This window comes from Neolewinella aurantiaca (genome assembly GCF_008014675.1).
In the GTDB taxonomy this organism is placed as follows: Bacteria; Bacteroidota; Bacteroidia; order Chitinophagales; family Saprospiraceae; genus Neolewinella; species Neolewinella aurantiaca.
In genome coordinates this window covers 1-1,637 of record NZ_VOXD01000090.1, presented here as the reverse complement: position 1 = coordinate 1,637, position 1,637 = coordinate 1, and the positions used below count along the sequence as shown (strand labels likewise).

Annotated in this window: 2 protein-coding genes and 2 pseudogenes; 3 read left to right on the top strand and 1 reads right to left on the bottom strand. The window is 49.7% G+C overall.

Going from position 1 to position 1,637, the window contains the following annotated elements:
• Positions 1–288, top strand: a 288-nt coding sequence (locus FUA23_RS22500; protein ID WP_187271192.1) for a hypothetical protein, incomplete at its 5' end; no start/stop codon positions are given.
• A gap of 125 nt (positions 289–413) precedes the next feature.
• On the opposite strand, the gene FUA23_RS22115 is transcribed toward FUA23_RS22500, so the two are convergent.
• Positions 414–695 (bottom strand): hypothetical protein, encoded by a 282-nt coding sequence (locus tag FUA23_RS22115; protein ID WP_147932950.1) that lies wholly within the window; start codon positions 693–695, stop codon positions 414–416.
• Between the two features lie 335 nt (positions 696–1,030).
• Between FUA23_RS22115 and FUA23_RS23255 the strand changes: the two are divergent.
• A pseudogene (locus FUA23_RS23255) lies at positions 1,031–1,156 on the top strand (hypothetical protein); the annotation flags it as partial.
• 48 nt (positions 1,157–1,204) lie between these two features.
• Positions 1,205–1,637: pseudogene (locus tag FUA23_RS22110) on the top strand (IS91 family transposase); the annotation flags it as partial.

The window sequence follows — 1,637 nt, the reverse complement described above, 5'->3', positions numbered from 1 at the left end:
AACGGATTTGGGTTAGAGGCCATCAACTTCAAGCCCGTCGGACGAAGCAACTTATTCATGGCCATCGTGGGACTCAGTTATTCACTGACGGTACGAGTGGGATGGGCGGCGCGGTCAAAAATCCGAATCATTCATTATGCTGACGGCGCGGTCTTCCCTACCGAGTCTGTGTTCCGCAAAGGACTGAGCCTGCTGATGCCCTGGTGCGCGAGTATGGAGCTCTTCTTGAAACGATATTTAAGCCTCGATGACGGACGAAATCATCCCATCTTCAAAAATGTAGAGTAGTGTGCTTTCTTATACTAAATTGGTTTTCAATCATTACAAATTGTTTTCTCCAGCGAAATAACTAAACAGTTCATATGTTCCCTACAGAGCCATTTCTTTTAAGGATTAAATGATTTCGTCCTGTCTTATAAAAATTTTTCTATCTTATTTAAAATAATTTCCTGGTCTTTGCTTAGTTGATTTTCAATCACACTATTACGAAACAATATAAACAGTTCGTTAATATCACTTACATCAGGAGGTAAAAAGCCTTTTGATTTATTTATAAACAACTGATCAATAGTATATACACTTGCCCATTGAGTCATACTGGGTCCGTAGCTTTCATACCATGTTAATCCATTGAAATCAATAACCCATATTTCTAGCTTTTTAGTTTCTAAATTTTCACGCTCCCATTTGATCATTTTTCATTTATTTACGTTTCGCGGAACGTTTGCAGCCGCGCAGCCCGCGCCCACCACCAAATATAGAGCAAGACCCATGATGGTCCCTCCCCTAAAACTCCGGCTCCGCCCCACCGGCGATCCGCGCGGGTTGACGCGGCTGCGGTGTTGAACTAAGCCGCTCCGCGCCAACCGCTGCCGCGCCATAACCAACCCGTCTCCTAAAAATACCCCTATCTTACCTATTAACCAAACCATTCCATCGTGACTAAAAAAAGTCCCGGGCTCAGATAGCCCACCACCCTGATTGTCAGCCGGATCTCGACCGGTTCGTGGCCCATTTACGGGTCGCGGGTATGACATCGAGTACCATTATCAACTACGCCCGGTCGCTGCGCGACCTCATGGAATACCACCATGCGGAAGCCGATGCCATCACCGCCCGGGATATCCTCGCCTTTCTCGCCGAGCGGGAAAAGTCAATAGGAAAATCCACCCTCAACACCCTTTGCTGTGCGCTGAAATACTTCTTCGGCAAAGCCCTCTTCGGAGGGCCAGACCAGGTCGTCGAACACCTCGGCCGCTACACCCACAAGACCGCCATCTCCAACCACCGGCTCCTCCACGTTGGCCCCGACAAAGTGACCTTCCATTATAAGGATTACCGGGAAAAGGGCGTCCGAAAAACGATGGCCCTGGATGGGATCGAGTTCTTGCGCCGCTTCTGTCTTCACATCCTTCCGCCCGGTTTTAGACGGATGCGCCACTACGGAATACTGTCCAACTACCATAAGTCCAGTGCTTTAGCCGCCGCCCGCGCCAGTCTCGGAGTGGACCTCGCACGGTCCCCGCTAAAAAGCCACGCGCCGAACGCACCCGCGATCTTTTGGAGAATCACCTCGGTCGATCGCTCTCCGACTGTCCCGATTGCGGTGCTGTAGACAGTCTCGTCCGTATCCACAT

Bases quoted from the DNA above. Each gene is read 5' to 3' on its own strand.
- FUA23_RS22115 (WP_147932950.1), bottom strand. From the start codon at position 695: ATGATCAAATGGGAGCGTGAAAATTTAGAAACTAAAAAGCTAGAAATA.